At 49.0% G+C, this 24,043-nt stretch carries 21 protein-coding genes; 12 read left to right on the forward strand and 9 right to left on the reverse strand.

From position 1 onward, the window contains the following. Nucleotides 1-264 precede the first annotated feature (264 nt). The 4 genes from lipB (at nt 265) to rnr (ending at nt 4,858) form a co-directional block, all read left to right on the forward strand. Nucleotides 265-987: a lipoyl(octanoyl) transferase LipB gene (lipB, locus tag J7619_RS17950; RefSeq protein ID WP_291201399.1), complete on the forward strand. Its 723-nt coding sequence runs from the start codon at nt 265-267 to the stop codon at nt 985-987. Further along, nucleotides 987-1,400, forward strand: coding sequence for a hypothetical protein (locus J7619_RS17955; protein ID WP_291201648.1), 414 nt, complete (start codon nt 987-989; stop codon nt 1,398-1,400). The genes lipB and J7619_RS17955 overlap by 1 nt, the downstream gene beginning before the upstream one ends. Before the next feature lie 232 nt (nt 1,401-1,632). Next, complete coding sequence (locus tag J7619_RS17960) at nt 1,633-2,367, forward strand: 3'-5' exonuclease (protein ID WP_291201402.1); 735 nt, start codon at nt 1,633-1,635, stop codon at nt 2,365-2,367. 109 nt (nt 2,368-2,476) lie between these two features. After that, nucleotides 2,477-4,858 (forward strand): ribonuclease R, encoded by a 2,382-nt coding sequence (gene rnr, locus J7619_RS17965; RefSeq protein WP_291201405.1) that lies wholly within the window; start codon nt 2,477-2,479, stop codon nt 4,856-4,858. Between the two features lie 221 nt (nt 4,859-5,079). Here the strand turns inward: rnr and J7619_RS17970 are convergent, their stop codons facing one another. After that, nucleotides 5,080-5,325, reverse strand: coding sequence for a hypothetical protein (locus J7619_RS17970; RefSeq protein ID WP_291201408.1), 246 nt, complete (start codon nt 5,323-5,325; stop codon nt 5,080-5,082). Nucleotides 5,326-5,383: 58 nt separating this feature from the next. Here J7619_RS17970 and J7619_RS17975 point away from each other — a divergent pair, with 58 nt between their 5' ends. From J7619_RS17975 to J7619_RS17995, 5 genes are all read left to right on the forward strand, one after another. Next, the gene (locus tag J7619_RS17975) at nt 5,384-6,280 is read left to right on the forward strand and encodes a DUF1080 domain-containing protein (protein ID WP_291201411.1); all 897 of its coding nucleotides are present in this window, start codon (nt 5,384-5,386) and stop codon (nt 6,278-6,280) included. Between the two features lie 114 nt (nt 6,281-6,394). Beyond that, nucleotides 6,395-8,047 (forward strand): gliding motility-associated ABC transporter substrate-binding protein GldG, encoded by a 1,653-nt coding sequence (gene gldG / locus J7619_RS17980; protein WP_291201415.1) that lies wholly within the window; start codon nt 6,395-6,397, stop codon nt 8,045-8,047. Between the two features lie 108 nt (nt 8,048-8,155). Then, complete coding sequence (gene dnaN, locus J7619_RS17985; protein ID WP_106595818.1) at nt 8,156-9,280, forward strand: DNA polymerase III subunit beta; 1,125 nt, start codon at nt 8,156-8,158, stop codon at nt 9,278-9,280. A 186-nt stretch (nt 9,281-9,466) separates the two neighbouring features. Further along, nucleotides 9,467-9,841: a BlaI/MecI/CopY family transcriptional regulator gene (locus J7619_RS17990; protein WP_015813170.1), complete on the forward strand. Its 375-nt coding sequence runs from the start codon at nt 9,467-9,469 to the stop codon at nt 9,839-9,841. Nucleotides 9,842-9,843: 2 nt separating this feature from the next. Continuing rightward, nucleotides 9,844-11,748 (forward strand): M56 family metallopeptidase, encoded by a 1,905-nt coding sequence (locus J7619_RS17995; RefSeq protein WP_291201418.1) that lies wholly within the window; start codon nt 9,844-9,846, stop codon nt 11,746-11,748. A 52-nt stretch (nt 11,749-11,800) separates the two neighbouring features. On the opposite strand, the gene J7619_RS18000 is transcribed toward J7619_RS17995, so the two are convergent. Together J7619_RS18000 and J7619_RS18005 are read right to left on the reverse strand one after the other, a co-directional pair. Further along, nucleotides 11,801-12,877 (reverse strand): ferredoxin--NADP reductase, encoded by a 1,077-nt coding sequence (locus tag J7619_RS18000; protein ID WP_291201421.1) that lies wholly within the window; start codon nt 12,875-12,877, stop codon nt 11,801-11,803. A 131-nt stretch (nt 12,878-13,008) separates the two neighbouring features. Next, complete coding sequence (locus J7619_RS18005; RefSeq protein WP_291201424.1) at nt 13,009-14,226, reverse strand: pyridoxal phosphate-dependent aminotransferase; 1,218 nt, start codon at nt 14,224-14,226, stop codon at nt 13,009-13,011. Nucleotides 14,227-14,408: 182 nt separating this feature from the next. Here J7619_RS18005 and J7619_RS18010 point away from each other — a divergent pair, with 182 nt between their 5' ends. Beyond that, the gene (locus tag J7619_RS18010; protein ID WP_291201427.1) at nt 14,409-15,935 is read left to right on the forward strand and encodes an RtcB family protein; all 1,527 of its coding nucleotides are present in this window, start codon (nt 14,409-14,411) and stop codon (nt 15,933-15,935) included. 2 nt (nt 15,936-15,937) lie between these two features. On the opposite strand, the gene J7619_RS18015 is transcribed toward J7619_RS18010, so the two are convergent. The 4 genes from J7619_RS18015 to J7619_RS18030 form a co-directional block, all read right to left on the reverse strand. Further along, nucleotides 15,938-16,147 carry a prevent-host-death family protein gene (locus J7619_RS18015; RefSeq protein WP_291201429.1) on the reverse strand — a complete coding sequence of 70 codons (210 nt, stop codon included), beginning with the start codon at nt 16,145-16,147 and terminating at the stop codon, nt 15,938-15,940. Continuing rightward, the gene (locus tag J7619_RS18020; protein WP_291201432.1) at nt 16,147-16,404 is read right to left on the reverse strand and encodes a type II toxin-antitoxin system RelE/ParE family toxin; all 258 of its coding nucleotides are present in this window, start codon (nt 16,402-16,404) and stop codon (nt 16,147-16,149) included. The genes J7619_RS18015 and J7619_RS18020 overlap by 1 nt, the downstream gene beginning before the upstream one ends. Nucleotides 16,405-16,432: 28 nt before the next feature. Beyond that, nucleotides 16,433-17,680, reverse strand: a complete 1,248-nt coding sequence (locus J7619_RS18025) for a hypothetical protein (protein WP_291201435.1) — start codon at nt 17,678-17,680, stop codon at nt 16,433-16,435. A gap of 114 nt (nt 17,681-17,794) precedes the next feature. Then, on the reverse strand, nt 17,795-19,006 hold the full coding sequence (locus J7619_RS18030; RefSeq protein WP_291201438.1) for an NADP-dependent isocitrate dehydrogenase: 1,212 nt from the start codon (nt 19,004-19,006) through the stop codon (nt 17,795-17,797). 115 nt (nt 19,007-19,121) lie between these two features. On the opposite strand from J7619_RS18030, the gene J7619_RS18035 reads away from it, so the two are divergent. Together J7619_RS18035 and J7619_RS18040 are read left to right on the forward strand one after the other, a co-directional pair. After that, nucleotides 19,122-19,961, forward strand: a complete 840-nt coding sequence (locus J7619_RS18035; RefSeq protein WP_291201441.1) for a 5-formyltetrahydrofolate cyclo-ligase — start codon at nt 19,122-19,124, stop codon at nt 19,959-19,961. Between the two features lie 209 nt (nt 19,962-20,170). Continuing rightward, nucleotides 20,171-21,181 (forward strand): aspartate-semialdehyde dehydrogenase, encoded by a 1,011-nt coding sequence (locus J7619_RS18040; protein ID WP_291201444.1) that lies wholly within the window; start codon nt 20,171-20,173, stop codon nt 21,179-21,181. A 71-nt stretch (nt 21,182-21,252) separates the two neighbouring features. On the opposite strand, the gene J7619_RS18045 is transcribed toward J7619_RS18040, so the two are convergent. After that, entirely contained in the window at nt 21,253-22,470 is a 1,218-nt protein-coding gene (locus J7619_RS18045; protein ID WP_291201447.1) for an NADH-quinone oxidoreductase subunit D, read from the reverse strand. Nucleotides 22,471-22,472: 2 nt separating this feature from the next. Then, nucleotides 22,473-23,978: a glycoside hydrolase family 10 protein gene (locus J7619_RS18050; RefSeq protein WP_291201450.1), complete on the reverse strand. Its 1,506-nt coding sequence runs from the start codon at nt 23,976-23,978 to the stop codon at nt 22,473-22,475. Between the last annotated feature and the right edge of the window lie 65 nt (nt 23,979-24,043).

The raw sequence follows: 24,043 nt of genomic DNA on the forward strand, positions 1-24,043 counted from the left end.
CTTTACTTTGACATACGGGAGCCTTCTGAGCAAGCCGAGTACGAATTGAGCTCTTTCCTCTTTAATATCCAGTAATACCTTCATAACCACAGAATTTAGTTGCACTAACAAATTTAACGAACATTTAGCTAATAAATTAGCGTTGTGAAACCGGGACATATGTGTACAATTTTTCATGAACCGGATATTGCCGGCCTGATATTTAGACGTCACGGTCACAAATTGGTAACACATTCGTCCCGATTATTTTTTTGATACAATAAAATGAATACCCTGATCAATAAAAAAGTGAGTTTCCAAAACCTGGGTCTGATTGATTATCAGGAGGCTTGGGATTATCAGGAGCGAATTTTTGCTGAAACGTTGGCGATCAAGACGCAGAACCGCGGGCTGGAAGCGGAAAACCAGCAGCTGACGCCTAATTTTCTGCTTTTCTGCCAGCACCCCCATGTATATACGTTAGGCAAGAGCGGCAAACCGGACCATTTGTTACTGGCAGAGGAAGATTTGGCGGCCAAACAGGCGAAGTACTATAAAATCAACCGCGGTGGGGACATTACCTACCACGGACCAGGCCAAATCGTTGGTTACCCAATCCTGGACCTCGACAATTTCTTTACGGACATACACGTATACATGCGTACGCTCGAAGAGGCAATTATCCTCACGCTAGCAGAATACAATGTGCAAGCGGGGCGCATTGCCGGATTAACGGGCGTTTGGATTGACTTTGAGGAACAAAAAAATCCGAGAAAGATCTGCGCATTGGGTGTGAAAGCGAGTCGCTGGGTGACCATGCATGGGTTTGCGCTGAATGTCAATACAGATTTGTCGTATTTCGGGAATATCGTACCGTGCGGGATCGACGACAAGGCGGTTACGTCGCTGGCGGCGGAGCTGGGCAGGGAAGTAGATTTGGAAGAAGTTTCAGTAAAATTAAAAAAACATCTGGCGCATTTGTTCAGCATGGAATGGGAAGCAGTGTAATGAAGAAGGATATTATTTTTCACCCCGTAAAAGGGGTACAGGTGGCGATCGTACGCAGTACGAATGAATTGAACGCCGAAGAATGGAATGTGATTGTGATCAATCGCAACGACGATCCGGTTACGAGCGTCTTTGTGACCTCGAAAGGTTACAGCAATAGTGAATCCGGGGATAATACCGACCAGCGAACGTCGACATTAAGACATTTCTTTCCCGAAATACCCGCGGGCGGACATGTGGTCGTAGAGCCGATCATGCCCGATGTTTTTCACCTGAACAATGAATTTTGGATCAGCTATTTCATCGGCAGCCAAATTTACGACAAGAAATTCATTTTCGTACCCGACAGTATCATCGAGGAAAATATGATGACGATCGATCCTCCGGGGCTGGAAGGCGTTTTGCACGAGTAACGATCAGGCGAATGGATAGCGGTAGTCAAGCATTGTCAGGTGTTGGGTTAGGCAGTTCGATAATTAGGTAGGGTTGTTTGGTAATTAGTATTGGAATAGCAGGAATCATGAATTGTCACTCTTGATATTTTCAGTCATATTGAAAATTCAGATCGGGCTTAGCAAACGATTCCGAACCACACTTCACCGAACCTGACCAAAACTGACACTTTCCACCTAACCGACCCACGCTATGACAGAAGATTTTAAACGCCGCGCCAAAAACTTTCTCCTCCTCGACATTGAAACCGTGTGTTCGCATGCCAGCTACGACGAGCTTCCCGAACGAATGCAAAAGCTTTGGGACAAAAAGGCGCTAACGCTCAAAAAAGGAGACGAAACCGCCACCAACGCCGATTGGTTTTACGACCGCGGTGCCATTTACGCGGAGTTTGGGAAAATCATTTGCATTGCCTTCGGCGCTTACTATTGGAACGAAAAAGACGAGATTGCGTTTAAAGTGAGTAGCTTCGCCGGAAACGACGAAGTTCAGTTGCTGCTGCAATTCAAGGCGTTGATTGAAAAATACCCCGCCGAACAGCTGGTCCTCTGCGCCCACAACGGCAAAGAATTCGACTTCCCGTTCATTTGCCGACGGATGCTGATCCACCGCATCGAAATCCCCAAAGCATTACAGATTACGGGTAAAAAACCCTGGGAACTTCTCCACCAGGACACGATGGATCTGTGGAAATTCGGTGATTACAAAAGTTACACCTCGCTCGATTTGCTGGCCGCCGTTTTTGATATTCCCGGAAGCAAGAACGAAATGAGCGGCGACCAGGTAACAAAGGTTTACTACGAGGAAAATGATCTGGCTAAAATTTCGCGATATTGCAGGGAGGACGTAGTAGTGCTGGCACAATTGTATTTGCGGCTGCATTGCCTTGACCAAATACCCGAAGCAAATATCGTACGGGTAGAATAACCGCGGTCGGCGGTCGGCGGTCGGCGGTCGGCAGTCGGCAGTCGGCAAACAACAGCGGCCCAAAAACCTAGTTCCGAGAGAAACGCGGGACATTTTATACATTGAATACATGAGAGATAAAAAGAGTAAAAAGAAACTCCAACCTGAAAGAAGAGAGGCTGCTACGCCTCATCATATCGTTTCTTACATAGATAATTTAAAGGCCGATATCGCCGCGTTCTTCGATTTGAATGCCGAGCATGCGTTCAGGCCTTTCGATGTGCACGACCATTTCGGGGTCCACGACAAAAAAGTGCGCCTGCTCTTCAACGAGATCCTGCACGAACTGGAACAGGACGGGCGATTAATATATCATAAAAACGGCACCTACACCGCGGTTCCGCTTAAAGCCAAACCTCAGGGAATGACTGGCCGCGTAGATCGCGTCAATAAGGGTTTCGCATTCGTCGTGATCGACGGACGAGACGACGATATTTATGTGGATGTGGAATTGCTGAATGGCGCCTGGGATGGTGATATCGTGCAAATACAGCCGCTTTCGAGAAATACGCGTAATTCGAGATCACGCGGCGATTCGGGCCGCAACAGAACGGAAGGGCGTGTTACTGAAATCGTGGAGCGTTCCAATGCAGAAATTGTCGGTATTATAGAGATTAACCCGCGTTTCGCGGTTGTCCAGCCCGATAACAAGAAACTTTTTGACCCGATTTTCCTCGAACCAGACGAAGTGGGGGAAGCGCATCACGGCGACAAAGTGATCGTCAGAGTAACCGAATGGCCCACGCGCAGAAGCCAGGCAGAGGGCGAGATCGTTTCCGTGCTGGGCAAAGCAGGTAACAACGACGTGGAAATGCACGCGATCCTTGCGGAGTTCGGACTGCCTTATCACTTTCCCGAAATTGTGGAAGCCGAGGCCGGGAAGATTCCCGATAAAATTGCCAAAAAGGATATTGCCAAACGTCGCGACATCCGCGATGTACTGACGTTCACCATCGACCCCGTCGATGCCAAGGACTTCGACGACGCATTGTCCGTAAGATACCTGGACGAAGACGTGGTAGAAGTAGGCGTGCATATTGCCGATGTTTCCCATTATGTTCTGCCCGGTACTGAGCTGGAAAAAGAGGCATTTCGCCGCGCGACGTCGGTTTACCTTGTTGACCGTACGGTACCGATGCTGCCCGAAAAGCTTTCAAACAACCTTTGCTCGTTGCGCCCGCACGAGGATAGGCTGGCATTTTCAGCGATTTTTGAGATTACATCCAAAGGCAAATTGCTGAAAGAGTGGTTCGGGAGAACGGTAATCCATTCTGATCGCCGTTTTACCTACGAAGAAGCACAGGCCGTGCTCGATTCCGGAGAGGGCGATTTCCCGAAAGAACTGGATACATTGAACAAACTGGCGAAAGTCTTCCGAAAAGAACGCTTTAAAAAGGGTGCCATCAATTTCGAAACCCCGGAAGTCCGTTTCCGCCTCGATCCGGAAGGCCGTCCATTGGGTATTTACACCAAAGAACGCCACGACTCGAACAAGCTGATCGAAGAATTTATGCTGCTGGCCAACAAGCGTGTAGCAGAATATGTGTACTCGTTATCCAAAGGCGAAAACAAGAACACCATGGTTTACCGCATTCACGAAGCGCCGGATCCCGATCGCTTACAGACTTTCGCCAATTTTGTGGCGAAGCTTGGATTGAAGCTGGAAGTCGAAGAGGAAGGCAAAATCGCGAAATCGATGAACGAGATGCTGGCGAAAGTGGAAGGCAAACCCGAGCAAAATCTGATCGAATCCCTGGCTGTGCGTACGATGGCCAAAGCGCGTTACAGCACCGAAGACATCGGTCACTTCGGACTCGCATTCAGGCGGTACTCGCACTTCACCTCGCCCATTCGCCGCTATCCGGACGTGATGGCGCACAGGCTGTTGCAGCATTACCTCGACGGCGGCAGCAATGTCGATAAAGAAGCTTACGAAATCGCTTCGAAACATTCCTCCGAACGCGAACGGCTCGCTGCCGAAGCGGAAAGGGCTTCGATCAAATACAAGCAGGTCGAGTTCATGAGTATGATGGATCCCGAGAAGGAGTTCGACGGTATCATTACCGGCGTGACCGAGTTCGGTATTTTCGTGGAAATCACGGAAACCGCTTCGGAAGGGCTTATCCGCATGACCGACCTGGGCGATGATTATTATGAACTCGATAAAGAGAATTACCGCGTCATCGGCCAGCATACCAAGAAAATATATGCATTCGGCGACGCGGTGAAAGTGAAAGTGAAGGAGACCAATCTCGCACGCAGGAGCATGGACTTGTACCTGGCCGGCACTAAACCGGGCCGCAGAAGCGAATTCAGCCGTCCGAGTTTCGACAGGGATGGTGATCGCAGGCCGCGCGAGCGCAAGCCTAAGGAGGCTCGCGGCTCCGGGCGTGTGAAGCGGGGTTCGGGGGGTAGTGGTAATTCGCCGAAACCTAAGCGCCGGAGACGGTAGTTAGTGCTGCTCCGCACATTTTGCTGCAATGACTCGCCGTTTTAGGTCATCGACACGTTCGGCGAGTCGTTGCATTCCTTCCAGCCAGGCTGCCGTTAATGTTTCCTGGTCTTCTTTTATGACTAAATTTCGCTTAAACTCCGCTCTCTCCTCGTCGGTTTTTAGCAATACCCACTGTCTGTAATAAGGACGTAAAACCTCTGAGACCAAACTTTCCGGATCTAATCTCCCAGAATTTGATTGATTTGCCATATTCTATCAAGTATGTAGTTAATATGTTGTTCCTTTTGCTCTTCCGTCATACTACGAATGTCGTCGTTAAACACGGCATAGAAGTCGAGTATCTCAAATAAATCTCGTCGCTCTTCTTCCAGATCTTTTCTTTCAGCATCAGACATAAATTTAACCAATAAAAGCAAACAAAAGCATTTCACCGAAGGTAGAAAGTCGCCCGGCGTACCTTCCATTTGATGTACATATGCCTATTTGGCTTATCAAATGGTGTTATCCACAAAATTCTGCTCTATGACCCCCAAAATTTTCCTGCTCCTTTTCATTTCCCTGATATCGCTTGCGACCAACGCCCAAAAAACATCCGATAAAGAAGAATGGCAATCCCTCTTCAACGGCAAGGATCTCACGGGTTGGGATGTGAAAATCGCTGGCCACAAGGTGAATGATAATTACAAAAACACCTTCCTGGTAGAGGATAAGATGATCCGCGTGAACTACAAGGAATACGACAAGTTCACGACCGAGTACGGCCATATGTATTATAACAAGCCCTATTCGCATTATAAAATCAGGCTTCAATACCGTTTTACCAGCAGCCAGGTTCCTGGCGGAGCTTCGTGGAATGTTCGGAACAGTGGTATTATGCTGCATTCGCAATCCGCGGCAAGCCTCGGACTCGATCAGGATTTCCCGATCTCCCTGGAAATGCAATATCTCGGCGGTCTCAATGCAGGCGAGCGGCACACAGGTAACCTTTGCACACCAGGAACGATCGTCGATGTCGACGGCAAACTGGCCGAAGCGCATTGCATAGACTCCGACTCCAAAACCTACAATGGCGACCAATGGGTGGACGCTGAGGCAATCGTACTGGGAGATTCGATCGTTTACCATATGATCGGCGGCGACACGGTGCTCGTTTACACCAACCCGCGTATCGGCGGTGGGTATGTCGGCAAAAACCATACGTTCAGGGACGGCAAGGTGGGCAATGAAGCCGAATGGATCAAAAAGGACGGGACGAAACTCGGCAGCGGCTACATTGCACTACAAGCCGAAAGCCATCCGATTGATTTCCGAAATATCGAATTGCTCAATTTGAAGGGCTGTATGGACCCGAAGGCTACGAATTATAAGTCCTATTATGTAGCCGCCGACAATTCAACTTGTACCTATAAAAAGAAATAACCCAGGTCACTCAGGCAATAAAACCTGATTGATTTTCGGTTTTTTATATTTTTGCAGGAATGGACGGTTCGTCTGAATCGTCCATTCTTCGTTTAAAAATCAGCCTTTGTGCTAATGAAAAACAACATTACCCGGTTTGTACTGCTTGTGGTTGTCCTGGCCGGGATCAACTGGCTGGCTTCGTCTTTCTTTTTCAGGTGGGATCTTACGGAAGATAAGCGGTACAGCATTTCCGATGCTACCAAGCAGCTTCTGGGAAGTCTGGAAAAGGATGTAGTCGTGAATGTGTATCTCACCGGCGACTTTCCCGCAGGTTTCGAGCGCCTCGAAAGCGCTACCCGGGAAACTTTGGAGGAGTTTAAAACTTACGCCAACGGCCATCTGATCGTCAATTACTCCGATCCTTCCGACGCATTCAGTGAAGAGCAGCGCCAAAAACAATATATGAGCCTGATCGACCGCGGGCTGAATCCCACCAATGTTTTCGCGAACGAAGATGGTAAGCGCACCGAAAAGATCATTTTCCCGGGCGTAATCGTTCAGGCAGATACGCTCTCCGTGCCGGTTCAACTATTGAAAGGAAATAAAGCAAGTACGCCGGAGGAGCAATTGAACCAATCCTACGAAGGTGTGGAATTCGAACTGGCGTCCGCGATACGCGTGCTGGCGAATCCCGAGCGCAAAAAAGTAGGTTTTGTAGTAAGCCATACGAAAATTTCCCCCGCCCGTTTGAGCGATATTATAGCTACGATCCAGCAGAGCTACGACGTTTTTCTGGACATGAACAATCCGGAGTCATACCAAGGCCTCGACGCATTGATTGTCATGAAACCCGACAGTGCGTTCTCAGAGGACGAAAAATACAAGCTTGATCAATATGTAGTAGGAGGGGGTAAGGCGCTGTTTTTTGTAGATGGCGCACGTGTTGACAGCGTGAGCCTGGACGGTAATTACGCACAGCCACTCGACCTTAATCTCGGCGACCTGTTTTTTAAATGGGGTATCAGATTAAATACCAATCTCGTCAAAGATCTCAACTGCGCGCAAATCCTTCTGAATGTGGGTAATGTAGGTGATAACCCGGAAATCCGGCCCATGCCCTGGCGCTTCTTCCCGCTCCTGAATAATTTCGGCGCGCATACCGTTACCCGTAATCTGAATGCGGTTTACACAAGATTTCTGAGTTCCATCGACTCCGTCGGCGGAGCGGGCGGCATTGCCAAAACACCTTTGCTGATGACCTCGCCTTACACGCAGCTCGTGAATGCGCCCGCGCTCGTGGGTTACAATGAGGCGCGCAAAGACCCGCAACCTTCCGAGTACCGTTCGGGGATCAAACTCGCCGGCGTGCTGCTCGAAGGATCATTTACATCACTCTTTCAAAACCGCATTCTGCCCGGTGATCCGCGTGCGGCGAAGTTTAAGGCGGCCGGTAACGGAGGAAAAGTGATTATCTGCTCCGACGGCGACCTGATCGTGAACGACTATGATTATAAAAGGAATGCACCCTTGCCGCTTGGCTACGACCGTGTAACCAAGCAGACATTCGGGAACAAGGATTTTGTACTCCATGCACTGGATTATATGACCGACGCCAACGGTCTCATTAATGCGCGCGGCAAACAGATCGCCATCCGGGCTTTGGATAAAATCCAGATTCAGGAAAACCGTAAGTTCTGGCAGGCATTGAACCTTCTACTTCCCGTAGTACTAATTGGCATTTTCGGCGCGGTTAGGTATTATCTGAGGATCCGAAAATTTGGGTGACTCACGGACGGAGCTTCCGTAATTTTTTATACTTTTGTTCCCTACAACAAAGTTTTTCCGGAATCTTCCGCATATAAATCTATCAACTAAACACTTACGTCACGAATTATGAAGTTTGTCGTTTCGTCATCAGTTCTACTCAAACAGCTGTCAGCTATAAACGGTGTCGTTTCAACGAACCCAATTGTGCCAATCCTTGAAAATTTCCTCCTTACACTGGAAGGAAATTCACTGACCGTGACTGCATCCGATCTTCAAACCGTAATGATTACGGAAATTGAAGTGGAATCATCCGAAAAAGGAGCTATTGCCATTCCAGCAAAGTTGTTGCTCGACACCCTCCGCGGCCTGCCCGAGCAACCGATCACCTTGCAAGTGAATGCTGAAACATTTGGTACCGAAATTATTTCCGATAACGGCCGTTACAAACTATCGGGCGAAAACCCGATCGATTTCCCGAAAACACCGGTTGTGAACCGTGGCCAGTCCGTGGATTTCTCTTCCACCGCTTTGGGGTCGGCTATTTCAAACACATTGTTCGCAACCAGCACCGACGATCTCCGCCCGGCTATGACAGGGGTTTTCGTTCAAATGGGCGCTGAAAGCGCAACTTTTGTAGCTACTGATGGTCACCGCCTCGTGCGTTACCGCCGTACCGATATTAAATCGGACATCGATACTTCAATGATTATCCAGCGGAAAGCATTGAACCTGCTGAAAAGCTGTCTGCCTTCGGACGACGTTCCTGTAAAAGCGGAATTCACTTCTTCGAATGCATTTTTCAGCTTCGGCAACATCCGCATGATCTGCCGTTTGATCGATGAGCGTTTCCCGGATTACGAAAACGCGATCCCGACCAACAATCCGAATACGCTGACCATTAACCGTCTGGAAATCCTCAGCTCGCTGAGACGTATTTCGATCTACTCCAACCGGACTACCCATCAGGTGCGCATGAAAATGGCGCTGAACGACCTGGTAATTTCCGCGGAAGACCTTGACTATTCGAACGAAGCCAACGAGCGCCTGATGTGCGAATACAATGGCGACGATATGGAGATCGGTTTCAATGCGAAATTCCTGATCGAAGTACTGGGTAACCTTTCGAGCAAAACCATCACCTTCGAACTTTCCGCTCCGAACCGCGCCGGACTCATTATCCCAGTGGATCAGGAGGAAAACGAAGATATCCTGATGCTCGTGATGCCCGTAATGCTGAACACTTACGTTTAGAATCTTCAATACCTATATTTCAAAGTCCGGCCTCTCAGTCGGACTTTTTTTGTATTATAATTTCCTCAAAAACAATATTTTACATACAGTTCAACGTTAATTACGAAAAAAATCGTAGTAAAGGCTTGCATGTACGATTTTTTTCGTAGACATTTGGTACGAAGATCATCGTAATTAACTAATAGCATGTATATCAAGCCCACCGACTCCGAACTGGAAATCCTGAACTACCTTTGGCAGGCAGGTCCAAGTACCGTCCGTGCCGTGCATGATGCCCTTTCAGAAACCAAGGATGTTGGCTATACCACCACCTTGAAACTCATGCAGATCATGCATGACAAAGGGCTGCTCTATCGCACGGAGCAAGGACGATCGCATATTTACGTGGCGCTTCTCGGCAAAGAGGAGACGCAGCAAAATCTGGTAGGTAAAATGGTTGAAACCCTCTTTCAGGGCTCTGCTGCTCAAATGGTGATGCAGGCACTGGGGAATCACACTACCTCCAAAGAAGAACTGGATGAAATTCGCGAGTTATTAAATAACCTGGAAAACAACCGTTAGCCATGAAATTCTTCTCAAATCTGTTACCCGGTCCGGCCGTTTCCGCATTTGGCTGGACGCTTATCCACTCGATCTGGCAGGGAACACTGCTGATGCTGGTCGCTGTCGCCGCATTCTATTTTTTGAGAAAAAAATCTGCCAATACGCGCTACCTCGCGGGTGTCGGCTTCCTTTTCGCACAAGTTGTCGCCTCTGTTGGAACATTCATTTATTACTATCCTAAAACCACCAGCGCGGTTTCCAATGTAAAGGCCCTGGCGCGCTACACCGCATTATCCGCATCCCGCACATGGGCGGAAGTCTCCCGGGACCTGCCCCTCACATTTAAAGTGCAAATGTGGCTCACCGCCCATTTACACGAGCTCGTCATTTGCTGGCTCATCGGCTCCGGCATTCTTTTGCTGCGTTTCGCCGGCGGCTGGATATTCACGGAAAGGCTGCGTATTAATGCCAAAATCGTCATGGACAAAGAGTGGCGGGCAAGGTTTGGCGTGATCATTGCCAAAATGAATATTTCCAAAGCCGTGGAGTTCCGTGAAACCGCAAAAGTACTCACACCCATGGTGATAGGCACATTCAGCCCGGTAGTACTGATCCCGATCGGCTTGCTGTCCGGGTTTTCCACAGCACAGGTCGAAGCTATCCTCGCACATGAGCTGGCGCATATCCGCAGGAACGATTACCTGATCAATATGCTGCAATCGTTCGTGGAGGTTATCTTTTTCTTCCATCCTGCGATCTGGTGGCTGTCCGAAAAAGTGCGCGCCGAACGAGAGCATTGCTGCGACGACATCGCGCTGGCCGTTTGCGGCGACAAAATGTCCCTCGCCCATGCCCTGGTGAAAGTGGCCGAGTGGCAGGCAACCCCGGGATTGGCTATGACTTTTGCTTCCAAAAAACCATTGTTACTACACCGTGTACAACGTGTTTTAGGTTTAAATCCCAAACCCGTCCGCACATTTTCGAGCCTTCCGGCGATGATTTTTGCAATTGGGCTGGTAATTGGTATTTCGGCATACGCTGTGGCACAAAAGGTTGAAAAGGATAAGGAAAGAAAAGCCGCCAAGCACATGACCATTAAAAAACGGAAACCTGCGAAAACGGATATCCACGCAGAGCATGAAATGGAGGAAATGGCGGAAGTAACTGTTGATGAAGGTATTCTCGAAAATATAGAAGCGGATTTGGCTCACGTAGAGATTGATATTGAAGCCCCTGAGCCCGACTTCGGACAAACCGGTAATGACACTCTGGACAAAAAGCTGTGGGATCTTAGCCACAAGATCAGGGCAATGGAGGATGATTTGAAACCTTATCATGCAAGATTGCAGGAGTTGCATCGCGAAAGAGAAAAATACCTGTTCGAAGTAGAGCGGTTTCAACGCGAGATCGAGAAAATTGAATGGAAAAAACGCCGTGCAGAGGAACTGAGATCCGATTTGATGGAAAAGAGATCTGTCATTTTCAATCAGGATGGCAAGGAATCGAAACTCAGCGACGCAGAATTGGACAAGCAGTTAGCCGATTTTGAGCAGCAGATCAAGGCCCAGGAACAGGTTATTTCAGATCTCAACAATCAGATTTCCAATACCACAAAAGAAGTTTTAAAGGCCGAAGAGCCTGAACGGAAAATCCAAAGGGAAATTGAAGAGGTGAATTATAAAATCAGCGAGCTGGGTATGAACATTGGGCGGGAAAACGCGATGTATATGAAAATGCGCGGTCTCGAAGAGCCTCCGCGTGCACCGCGGGTTGCGCGTAGCGGGCGTATGCGACGTGCGGGAACTCCTCCTCCCCCACCCCCTGCCCCGGTAGCCGCGCCCGCGAAAGTGACTCCCGCTCTGCCCGCAAAACCGGCACCGGCAGCCAAACCACCGCTTCCTCCTAAAAAGGATCCGAAAGACTGAGCAAAAAGGGCAGCGACTGAATCGCTGCCCTTTTCATTGTATAGAGAAATTCCTATTCTACTTCGATCACTACATCGTCGCTCATCGGGTGTGTCACGCACGTGAGAATAAATCCTTCATTAAGCTCCGCTTCCGAAAGCGCATCCTCTTCATCCATTTGTACTTTCCCGGATGTGCACCGGCCCATACACGCAGTACACATACCGGCCTGACACGAATAGGGCAGATCGATATCCATATTCAACGCCGCTTCCAGCACCGTTTCATGCGGCTTTACGGGCAATTTATATTCAGTACCTTCATAAAACAACGTGATTTCACGCGTTTTGGGAGAATCGTCGTCCTCTGCTTCCGGTTCTACCGTCACCTCGCCCGGCTTCACAGACGTAGCCGTGGCAAAGCTCTCCTTCCGGATCTTGCCCTCGGACACCGCCAGGATCGAAAGTGCGCGATGCGCTTCTTCCATCATATCTTCCGGGCCGCACAGGAAGTATTCCGCCTCTTTTTTGTCCAATGTTGGAAGCTTTTCGATAATTTTCAGCACGTGGCTTTTATTCAACCGTCCGGTTTCGCCTTCCCAGCCTTCGCTAGGCTGGCTTAATGTATGTACGACGGTAAAACGATTCCCGTATTTGCGCTCCAGAGCCGCAATTTTGTCCTTGAAAATAATGCTGTCCTCTCTCCGACTACCGTAAATCAGAAAAACTTCGCTTTCCGGTTCCACCATCAGAACGGATTTCAAAATCGAAAACAACGGAGTAATACCGCTTCCCGCACCAATAAATACTACCTGGCGTGTTTGGTCATCGGCTTGTTTGGGAAAGAAATGGCCCATCGGCTCCAGTGCTTCCAGCACATCCCCTTCTTTTATCGTGTCGAGCAGGAGGTTAGAGGCATAACCACCCGGTACCCGCTTAATGGTAATCGCCAGGGAAACGTCCGTGTAAGGCGAACTCGACATCGAGTACGACCTTCGGATCTTTTTATCTTCAAAAGGCAGCAACAACGTCAGGAACTGCCCCGGTCGATATTGAACTACTTCATTAATCGGGTGCCAGAAATGGATAGTCGCAGCTTCCTCCGTTTCTTTCTCTATCTCTTTTACTTTTAAAAAATAGTATTTGCTCATTGTTTGGCTGTAAGCTTTAAGCGGTAGGCCCTAGGCTTATTTATTCAAAAAAAGGTGTGCTATTGCAATGTAAAACAACACAAAAGCCTCACAGGTAACACCCATGAGGCTTTTATGATTTCATTTTGATGTTATTTCAAAGTCGCAACCGCGTCTTTAATGCGTTTTACCGCTTCTTCCAGTGCTTCATCAGCAGCGGCGGTCGAGATACGAATGCAGTTTGGCGCTCCGAAACCCGAACCTGCTACGGTCGAAACATAAGATTTGTTCAAAAGCCAGTTGGCAAAATCATCGGAATCTTTGATCAGCGTTTCACCATCCGATTTCCCGAAGTAATAGCTCACATCCGGGAATGCATAGAAGGCGCCTTGCGGTACATTCACTTTGAAACCCGGAATCTCTTTCAGCAAGCCCACCACCAGGTCACGACGACGGTGGTATGCCTTCGCCATTTCGATAGAAGGCTCTTTCGGGCCGTTGAATGCAGCAGTCGCCGCTTTCTGCGCGATCGAGTTCGTTCCCGAAGTTACCTGGCCTTGCAGTTTTTCAACACCGTCCGCGATCCATTTGGCCGCCGCGATGAAGCCGATCCGCCAGCCTGTCATCGCATAACCTTTCGCAACACCGTTTACAGTAATCACGCGGTCTTTCAATGCTGGGATGGAACCGATACTGAAATGCCCTTCTTCGGTAAAGTTGATGTATTCATAGATTTCGTCAGCCAGCACGTAAACACCTTCGTGTTTTTCGAGTACTGCCGCGATTTCTCTCAATTCTTTTTCTGAGTAAACAGCGCCCGTCGGGTTGTTCGGCGAAGCGTACATCACCACTTTCGTACGTGGCGTGATGGCTGCCTCCAATTGAGCAGCTGTTACTTTGAAATCGTTTTCGAAAGCACCGTCGATAATTACGGATTTACCTTCGGCCAGTTTCACCATTTCGGAATAGCTCACCCAGTAAGGTGCGAAGATCACCACTTCGTCGCCCGGATTTACCAGAACCTGGACCACGTTCGCGAGTGAATGCTTGGCACCGGTCGAAACCACGATATTTTCAGGTTTCCAATCTATATTATTGTCGCGCTTTAACTTATCAGCAATAGCCTTTCGCAGATCAGGGTAACCTGCTACGGGTGAGTAACCATGAAAACCATCGTCGATGGCTTTTTTAGCGGCCTCGCAAATGTGTGCGGGCGTCTTGAAGTCTGGCTCACCAACGCTCAGACTGATCACTTTGTGGCCTTGTGCGGCCAGTTCACGGGCCATTTTGGTCATCGCCAGCGTCGAAGATTCTTCGAGCGCGTTGATCCGGTCGGCCAACAACCGGGTTTGCTCTGCTACTGCGGACATTGCAATGTTTTAATTAAGTTAAAGAAGGTACTGCGAACTGTATCAACAAATTGCCCGCAAAGGTACGGCTTTTTTGGCAGTTGCATTGTATTATGTTAAGAAAGATTTATCGGCAACGCATTAGTTAGCAGGCAGAGGGCTCTAATTGCTTGAAATGGCGCCACCAACAACGATATTTGTCCATGGACACACCAATTACCATCGAAGAAATCATTTTCCTGGCCACCGTGCCGGAGGACCTGCGCCCGGCATTCCTGCGCGTCGCGAACGGCCTGCACGATCGTGCGGAATACCCGAGAGAGAAGGTATTCCTGATGCTCGTCAAAATGCTGAATGATCCAAAAAAGTATGCTTATTCCAAAAACAAGCTCACGAATCTGGCCAAAACGGTTTTCGATCTCAAAAAAGCAGGAACGGAAATCACACTCACCGACGCCGGCAAAGAACTGATTTACAATGAAGAATCAGTACTGACCCTCGTAGAAAAAGAGCCTCAGGCAAAAAACACTTTCCATCTCCGCGAAGACAAGCTGGATTACGCTGTTTTCGGTAAAGAGCATATCGAAAAAGGCGCATTACTACAAATGGAAACGGCCGTTAGCTTACCCATATCGGTCGCTGGTGCATTAATGCCCGACGCACACCAGGGTTACGGATTACCGATCGGCGGCGTATTAGCCACGGAAGCCGATAAAGTAATCCCCTACGCCGTGGGTGTCGACATTGCCTGCCGCATGTGTATGTCGGTATTCGATATTCCGACCGATTACCTCAAACGCGAGCCGCATTTCCTGAAAAAGATCCTGACTGAAAATACCAAATTCGGCATGGGCGGGGAAACCGCGCGGAAATACGACGAAAGCATCATGGACCAGCCTGAATGGGAAGCCACCAAAACGATCCGTTCTTTGAAAGACAAGGCTTACCGGCAGCTAGGTACGTCCGGCACCGGCAATCATTTTGTAGAATGGGGCATCGTAGAAGTATTTGAAAATGATCCGCTTTTGAATTTACCGAAAGGCGAGTACCTCTCCCTGCTCTCGCATTCCGGCTCACGCGGCTTCGGAGGAACTGTCGCCAATTATTATTCCAAACTGGCCATGCAAAAAACGGTACTGCCCAAGCAGGCCGCGCATTTGGCGTGGCTGGATTTGAACACGGAAGAAGGCCAGGAATACTGGATCGCGATGAACCTTGCGGGCGAATATGCTTCGGCCAATCACCACGAAATCCATAACAAAATGGCTAAGTCGCTGGGCGAAAAGCCATTAAAAATCATCGAAAACCATCATAATTTCGCCTGGAAGGAAACGCTCGCCAACGGCCGCGAAGTGATCGTTCACCGCAAAGGCGCCACACCCGCCGGCACCGACGAACTGGGCATTATCCCCGGCTCCATGGCGCAGCCTGGCTACGTCATACGCGGTAAAGCCAACGCCGCCTCCATCAGCTCCGCCTCGCACGGGGCCGGACGCCTGCTCTCGCGCACGAAAGCATTCACGACGACCACCCGCAGCCAAATGAACAAAATATTGCAAGACAATGGTATTCAACTCATTGGTGGTGACCTCGATGAATCGCCGATGGTTTATAAGAATATTGAAGATGTGATTTCCGCGCAGTCAGAGCTGGTGACCGTGCTGGCGAGGTTTTCGCCTAAGATTGTCAGGATGGCGGATGCAAATCGGAAGGAGGGACGGGAAGACTAAGACTAGTCGATCCCTAGTTGCGATTTCACGTCTTCCAGACTATGCCAAGTCTTGGTTTCCGCTTTAACTTTTACAGCAGTCAAATAGTCCGAAAGATCTTCGATGCTTTCAAAATCTGAAAGCTCACTAAGTAATGCCTCATACTCGCCAATCGGCAAAACTGCGAACTTTGGCTTGCCGTCCTCTTCTATAATTTGTGCGTTCAGATTCATTAGTATATCTCTTTTCTGTGTCCTACATCAATAATTTCTAAAACCTCAAACTCATTATATTTATTGAAAAGAACCCGGTAATCACCGACTCTTAGACGAAATACGGCCCTTGGATGGTTTTGGAGACATTTCACATTAGCTTTGGATTGGGGAGAGTCCGCCAGTTCTTCGAGCTGAGCAATAATCTTTCCAGCCTCTCTCTTCTGGAGAGCTTTCAGGCTCTTTAAAGCCCGATCCGTAAAAATCAGTCTGTACATCAGGAAGCATAGTGTGTTTTCTATAAATTTAAAACACCTCCCCCAAATTCACAAACAGCCCTCTCGACCCATCCATACCAAACCCGTAATCAATCGCAATATTGGCGCCGGAGGTTTTATTCACCTTAATACGAATGCCCAATCCTCCCGCGGGAGCGATTTTGCGGAATGTTTTGGAAGGCCAGTCGGAAACACTTTGCGCGTTGGCAAATATTACGCCTCCAAAAAGGCCGTTTTTGGTGAATGCAAAGCGATATTCGGATTCGAAGTAGAGTAGATTAGTGCTCCTGAACCGGCCCTGAATATAGCCGCGGCCGATGTTATTGGTCGGGTCCCAGCCGGTAGCAGGAAGATCAAGGTAGGGGGGCTTGCCGATGGTGAGCCAGTTGTAATTCCAGAACGCGAGCGTGTTCTGACTACCTTGCGGGAAGTTGAAATATCTCCGGACGTCGATCACGACGGATTGCCAGTTGTTGGTGCTGCCGAGGGTGGTCATGTTCGGGCGGAACTGGACGTTGCTATAAAAACCTTTGAGCGGGTTAATGGAGTTCGTCCGGCTATCGTAAGCAACGGTTACCAGCGGTCCCACGGACGACGATTTGTGCCCCAATCCATAATCTTTAATGTCCTGGTTCAGTTTCTCCTCCTTATTCGTCTGCATGATTTGCCACCTTTTGTCGTACGCGAAGCCCAGTCCGACAAAAAACGATTTCCCGATTTTCTTCAAAACCGTCTGATGCAATCGCAAATGTTTGTATTTCAGACCCGTAGCATCGCTTATTTTAGAATCCATACCCAACCCATATGTATCCTGCGGGTATTTGAAAAACCGCCAGTCGACTACGAAATTATAGTTATTATGCCTCGTCCAGATGTTCGCCTGGACGGGGATGGTCATTTGCTTGTATTCCGTATAAATGAAATTGGTGGTAATGCTCGAAATGTTGGTCGTTTTGGGGTTGCTCGTGTAGAATGCGATGTTCGCATTGAGCGAGCCCGTGAGTCCGGACGACAGCGTGTACCCACCCGCAGGCACGAGCGAGAAAATCGGCTTGCCGGAGCGGATCTTCGGAACGCGTACCGAATCCGATTTGTCCTTCGATTTCCACTTTCTGAGCACGTCGATCAGGTCCTTTTGCATCACCTTTTGTGCTGAATCGGCCGTGGCGACTGTGTCCCTGCCAGCGACTTGCCTTGCATTTACATCATTTCCGGCCCGCAAACCATTCACGGTCAGCATAATGAGCGCAGTTACGATGTAAAAAGCCTTGATCACTGGGTCGGGTTTATTAAGTACATTCCCAGTAATATATATTAAAATAGTACCCGCGACAAAAAAAGCCACCGGCTTCTCGCGAAACCGGTGGCTTTGTACCACTAAATGTGAATATTATGCCAAAGCAGCTTTCAGGTTAGCGTCGATCGCTTCCAGGAACTCCTCCGTGTACAGGTAGTGCTCACCGTGTTTCACATCGTTTCCGTAGATACCCACAGCCAAATCCTTGGTCATTTTTCCGCTTTCCACAGTCTCGATACACACTTTTTCAAGCGCTTCCGAGAAGTCGATCAGCGGCTGGTTGTTGTCCAGTTTACCACGGAACGCCAGACCACGTGTCCATGCGAAGATGGAAGCAATTGGGTTAGTGGAAGTTGGCTTGCCTTTCTGGTGCTCACGGTAGTGACGGGTTACTGTTCCGTGCGCAGCCTCAGCTTCCATTGTTTTGCCATCCGGCGTAACCAATGTAGAAGTCATCAGACCCAGTGAACCGAAACCTTGTGCAACGGTATCCGACTGAACGTCACCGTCGTAGTTTTTACAAGCCCATACGAAGTTACCTTCCCATTTCAATGCGGAAGCCACCATGTCATCGATCAGACGGTGCTCGTAATGTACTTTTCCTTTGTATTCGTTTTCGTACACTTCCTGGAAAATATCCTTGAAGCGGCCGTCGTATTTTTTAAGGATGGTGTTTTTGGTAGACAGGTACAGAGGCCATCCTTTATCCAAAGCCACATTGAAGCAAGAACGCGCAAAGCCACGAATCGACTCGTCGATGTTGTACATACCCATCGCCACACCGGCACCTTTGAACTGGTACACTTCGTGCTCGATCACTTGGCCGTCTTCGCCTTCGAATTTGATGGTCAGTTTACCTTTCCCGGGAACTACGAAGTCGGTAGCACGGTATTGATCACCGAATGCGTGACGTCCTACGATAATAGGTGCAGTCCAGTTAGTAACCAGGCGTGGTACGTTGCTCATTACGATCGGCTCACGGAATACAGTACCATCGAGGATGTTACGGATGGTTCCGTTCGGCGATTTCCACATTTGTTTCAGACCGAATTCTTCAACACGTGCTTCGTCAGGTGTAATGGTCGCACATTTGATACCCACGCCGTATTCTTTGATCGCGTTGGCTGCATCGATAGTCACCTGGTCATTGGTCTCGTCGCGGTACTCGATACCCAAGTCGTAGTATTTGATATCTACGTCTATGTAAGGGAGGATCAGTTTTTCCTTGATAAATTTCCAGATGATGCGGGTCATTTCATCGCCATCCAGTTCTACGACGGGATTGTCAACTTTAATTTTGCTCATGTCTTAAATTCTATACAATAGTTAAAGATTTTGAAATCAGACCGTGAAAGTACGAACAATAGGTTAAAAATGACGAATTTTCTCACCTCGCTTATAAAAGCTCCTTTGTAAAATTATGGTAAAACAAGAAACCGTACGAATAGGAAATGAGTACGATGAGGGTCTTCGAAAAAGACTTGAAAATGTGCTCAAAAGTATGTCTGCCGTCATTGAAAGTTCCCAAAGAGGAATGGCAGGTTCACAGGATGTCGAGGTTATCCGGGTTGTAATCGGTGGGAAAAGCGTTTTAATAGAAGCCGAAACATACCTTGGGCTGAGCATTACCGGAGACCCTTCTCTTCTGCGCGAAATTATGAGGCAAATTACCGTTCTGAATAAGGCTACGCTGAGAAACGAATTTTCAAGAAAAAGGAAGCTTCTGCCGCAGGACGGACTCGCACACCTGAATGAGTCGATCTGTCTTAACCTTTCAAACTATCTCAAAGCCAAAACATTTCAGACGCTGCATACTTTTCTGCCGCAGATAAACGCTCGTGAAGTCGATACGTTCCGGATAATAACCGAGTTACGAAAGTCATTCCCGACCGTACGCATTGCCGCGCCGTACATCATACCTGGTACGCGTGAGATGGAACATTTTCTGGTGACGCCCTTCACCCATCTGGTCACGAATCAATGGCGCATTCCCGAGCCAGACCCAACGACGTCCGAGAAAATCCGGCCGGAAGAAATCGACATTGTCCTGGTCCCACTCCTTGCGTTTGACCGCCAGGGTTACCGGGTCGGCTACGGTGGGGGATATTACGACAGGTTCCTGCCGCAAACCCGTCCCGATTGCATTAAAATGGGCCTTTCGCTATTTGAAGAAGTCGATGCAATTGAGGATATCGATCAGTATGACATCCCGCTCGACCTGTGTATTACGCCTGAGCGTATGTACGATTTCAGAAATTAAACGGCAACATTCCGAGTCCTGAAAAGCCTAGTAAACGACTCTGAAATGTCGGCTTTGCCCGTTCCTTCCTGAATTTTAATGCATTAATGGGTGATTTTCCGGTATCATTTTAAAAAACTGCGTAAATTTGCGGCACTTTTCGCGAGGGCGGAGTAAGTCGTTCGCAGAGAGTAAATCATATTCTATCCATTTTTAATCTTAATGCAAGAATGAAAATCGCAGTAGTAGGCGCTACCGGTTTGGTGGGCGGCGAAATCCTCAAAGTGCTCGAAGAGCGTAATTTCCCGGTGACGGAGCTATTGGCCGTCGCATCTGAAAGGTCTGTTGGTAAGGAAGTTACATTCAAGGGTAAACAGATAAAGGTGATCGGCTTCGAGGATGCGATTGCTGCCAAACCGGAGATCGCGATCTTCTCGGCCGGCGGTGGTACTTCACTGGCCCTTGCACCGAAATTCGCGGAAGCTGGTATCACAGTAGTGGATAACTCTTCGGCCTGGCGTATGGATCCTACCAAAAAACTGGTGGTTCCTGAAATCAATGCAAGTGAATTGACGAAAGAAGACAAAATTATCGCAAACCCGAACTGCTCTACCATTCAAATGGTGGTGGTGCTGAACCCGTTGCACAAAAAATATAAAATCAAACGTGTGGTTGTTTCCACTTACCAGTCGGTAACCGGAACTGGCAAGGCTGCTGTGGATCAATTGTTCTCCGAGCGCGCCGGCGACCACAGCAAAGGCAAAGTGTACCCGCACCAGATCGACCTCAACGTGCTGCCGCACATCGACGTATTCCTTGACAATGGTTATACCAAAGAGGAAATGAAGATGACCAACGAGACGAAGAAGATCATGAGCGACGACAGCATCGCGGTAACTGCGACCACTGTTCGTATCCCTACGATCGGCGGTCACTCTGAGGCTGTTAACATCGAGTTCGAAAATGAGTACGATCTCGACGAAGTACGCCAGATCCTGAGCGAAACCGAAGGCGTAATCGTGCAGGACGATCCGAAAAATGCATTGTACCCAATGCCATTAACGGCTCACGGCAAAGACGAAACTTTCGTAGGCCGTATCCGCCGCGACGAATCTCAGCCTAAAACACTGAACCTGTGGATCGTAGCGGACAACTTGCGCAAAGGAGCTGCTACCAATGCGGTACAGATCGCTGAGTTTCTGGCAAAGCATGACCTGGTAGGTGTAGCTGCGGAAGCATAATCGACGCATACAGTATAAATGCAAAGAGCCGCTTGATGCGGCTCTTTGCATTTATATACTATTCTAAAAAATTACCTGTCGACCTCTCCCATTACCACGTCGATAGAGCCAATCACCGCGACCAAATCAGCCAGCAATGCGCCTTTTGATATTTCACCAATTACCGAAAGGTTATTAAAGGAACAAGCCCGCGCCTTGCAACGCACCGGAATGTCAGAGCGGCCGTCCGTCCGGAAATAGAAGCCCAGCTCCCCTTTCGGATTCTCCGCACGCACGTAGAAATCCATCGCTTTCGGGCGAATCTTTTTAGGAACAATAGCTTGTGGGTCGAAATCACGGGTTCTTTTGTAATCTCCCTGCAACCGTACGAGACTTTGCTCAATGATTTTCACAGATTCCCAGCATTCCACCACCCGCACCCAGGTACGGTCCCAGCAATCGCCCACTTTGCCCAGCTTGCCTTCGCCAATGGGTATTTCGAAATCCAGCTCGGGATAAACGGAATAGCCGTCTACTTTTCTCAAATCATATCGCAAACCCGAACCGCGCAACATGGGGCCCGTACAACCATAATTAATAGCAACATCCAATGGCAACACGCCCACATTTGCGGTCCTTTGAATGAATATCTTATTGTCCACCACTAGCTGCTGTAGTTCGGTGAGCTTCGGTTTCAGATATTTGATAAACTCGCCGCAGCGCTCCTCAAAACCGACGGGCAGGTCGTAGAATAATCCGCCTATCCATATATAATTGTACAGCATCCGCGCGCCACACGTCCATTCGAGCAGGCGCAATATCTGCTCGCGGTCGCGCATCATCCACAGGAAGGGCGTATACGCGCCTATGTCCATCGCGTACGTACCAAGTGCGACAAAGTGTGAGGCCAGCCGATTCAGCTCGGCCACCACGACGCGGATATACTCAATACGTTTGGGAATATCGTTTTCAATACCCAGCATTCTTTCCACACCCATTACATAGGCATGCTCGGAGTTCATCGCAGCCACGTAATCCATGCGATCCACATAAGGGATAATCTGATTAAATGGCAGTGACTCGGCGTGCTTCTCGAAACACCGGTGCAGGTAACCCAAATGCGGCACGACGTCGATCACAACTTCGCCATCGGTCACTACTTCCAGCCGCAATACACCGTGCGTCGACGGGTGCTGCGGGCCCATATTGAGCACCATCTCCTCCGTACGGAGGTTTTCCGAATTGTATTTGGTAGGTGCCGAAGCAATGAAATGCTCGGGTTTATATTCGTATTGAATAGAATTGCTCATACCTAAAACCTGACTAGCTTCTGATCGTGTACCTCCACGCGCAACGGCCCGATCGGCCGCCCTTCGTTGTGCAGCCGATCCACCGCCGTAACATAATAAACATATCTTTTGCCCGCCTCGGCAGTCATATCCACAAACTTTTCGCCTTCATAACACATCCCGAGAATGCGGCGCGGATCGTGGGCGGAGGCCTTTTCGTCGGGCGGGAAGCGGTAAATGACGTAGTACCAGGCCTTATCGCCGTCGGCGGCTTCATCAGGCTGTTCCCATGTAAGTTCAATGCCGCGCGAAAGCAGCGTGGCTTTCAGGCTTTTCGGGGACAGCGGCGGAATTTTATCCTTCCAGGGCATAGTCGGGATCAATGCCGGGTATTTAAAAAGGTCCCTTCTCAACGAATCCACAAACCCCAGACTGTTAGCCCTTAAAGATCTTGAACTGAAAAAAATCGACCCGTCAGCTTCACTATCGCGGAAGTACCGGACCTGATTCGGGATCTCTGCGGGGTTCGACCAATGTGAGTCTTTATCCTTGTATCCGACGCGGTAAGCACCCATACCAATATATAAATGTCTTTCGAAGCAGTTCTCGGTCCACCAGTCTACGAGGTTTTTATAAGGTACCCTGTTGAAACCCGACGAGAAATACACCTGCGGTGCAATGTAATCGATCCAGCCTTCTTTCACCCATCGGCGACTATCCGCGAAAAGATCGTCGTACGACGCCAGCGCTCCGAAAGTTTTGGAACCTTCCGCATCGCGGTCCCGATTACGCCACACACCGAATGGACTGATCCCGAATTTGAGCCGCGGATTCAAGGCTTCGAGCGCCTCGTGGATTTGTTTTACCAATAGATCTACATTGTGGCGGCGCCAGTCGGCCTTGTTGGTATAGCCGTCGGAATATTTACGGAACGTCGCATCGTCCTGAATAACCTGCCCCGGAGCGGCGTATGGATAAAAATAATCGTCGAAATGAATGCCGTCGACATCATAGTTCTTTGCGACATTGACCGTCATATCGGTAATAAACTTCCGCACTTCCGGGATCCCGAAATCGAAGAGCTTATAACCGTCGTAAGTCAGGATCCATTCCGGATGGAGTCGGCTGATATTCTCTGCTGAAACGCTTTTGGAAGATTTGTGCACGAGGCGGTTGAGGTTCAGCCAGGCATGAAATTCAAGGCCTCGCTTGTGCGCCTCGGTGATCATGAAGTCGAGCGGGTCCCACATAGGCTCGGGCTTGCGCCCCTGCACGCCCGTGAGCCACTCCGACCATGGTTCGGGGCTTTTGGCATAGAAAGCATCTCCCGCCGCGCGCACCTGCACGAACACCGCATTCATCCCTACCCGCTTGTGAAAATCAAGCAGCTCAGAGAATTCCTCCTGCTGCTCCTCGGGGAGAAGGGTCTTGCTGCTTGGCCAATCAATATTGTCGACAGTGGCAATCCAGACCGCTCTAAACTCTCTCTTCGGGGGCAGATTACTCTCTGTTTCCGCGCTCTGAGCCATGCAACTTTCCAGCAAAAACATGATAATAACGAAGGAAAGCGCAACAATTTTAAATTTTTTCACTA

It is taken from the genome of Dyadobacter sp. (genome assembly GCF_017744695.1).
Taxonomy (GTDB): Bacteria; Bacteroidota; Bacteroidia; order Cytophagales; family Spirosomataceae; genus Dyadobacter.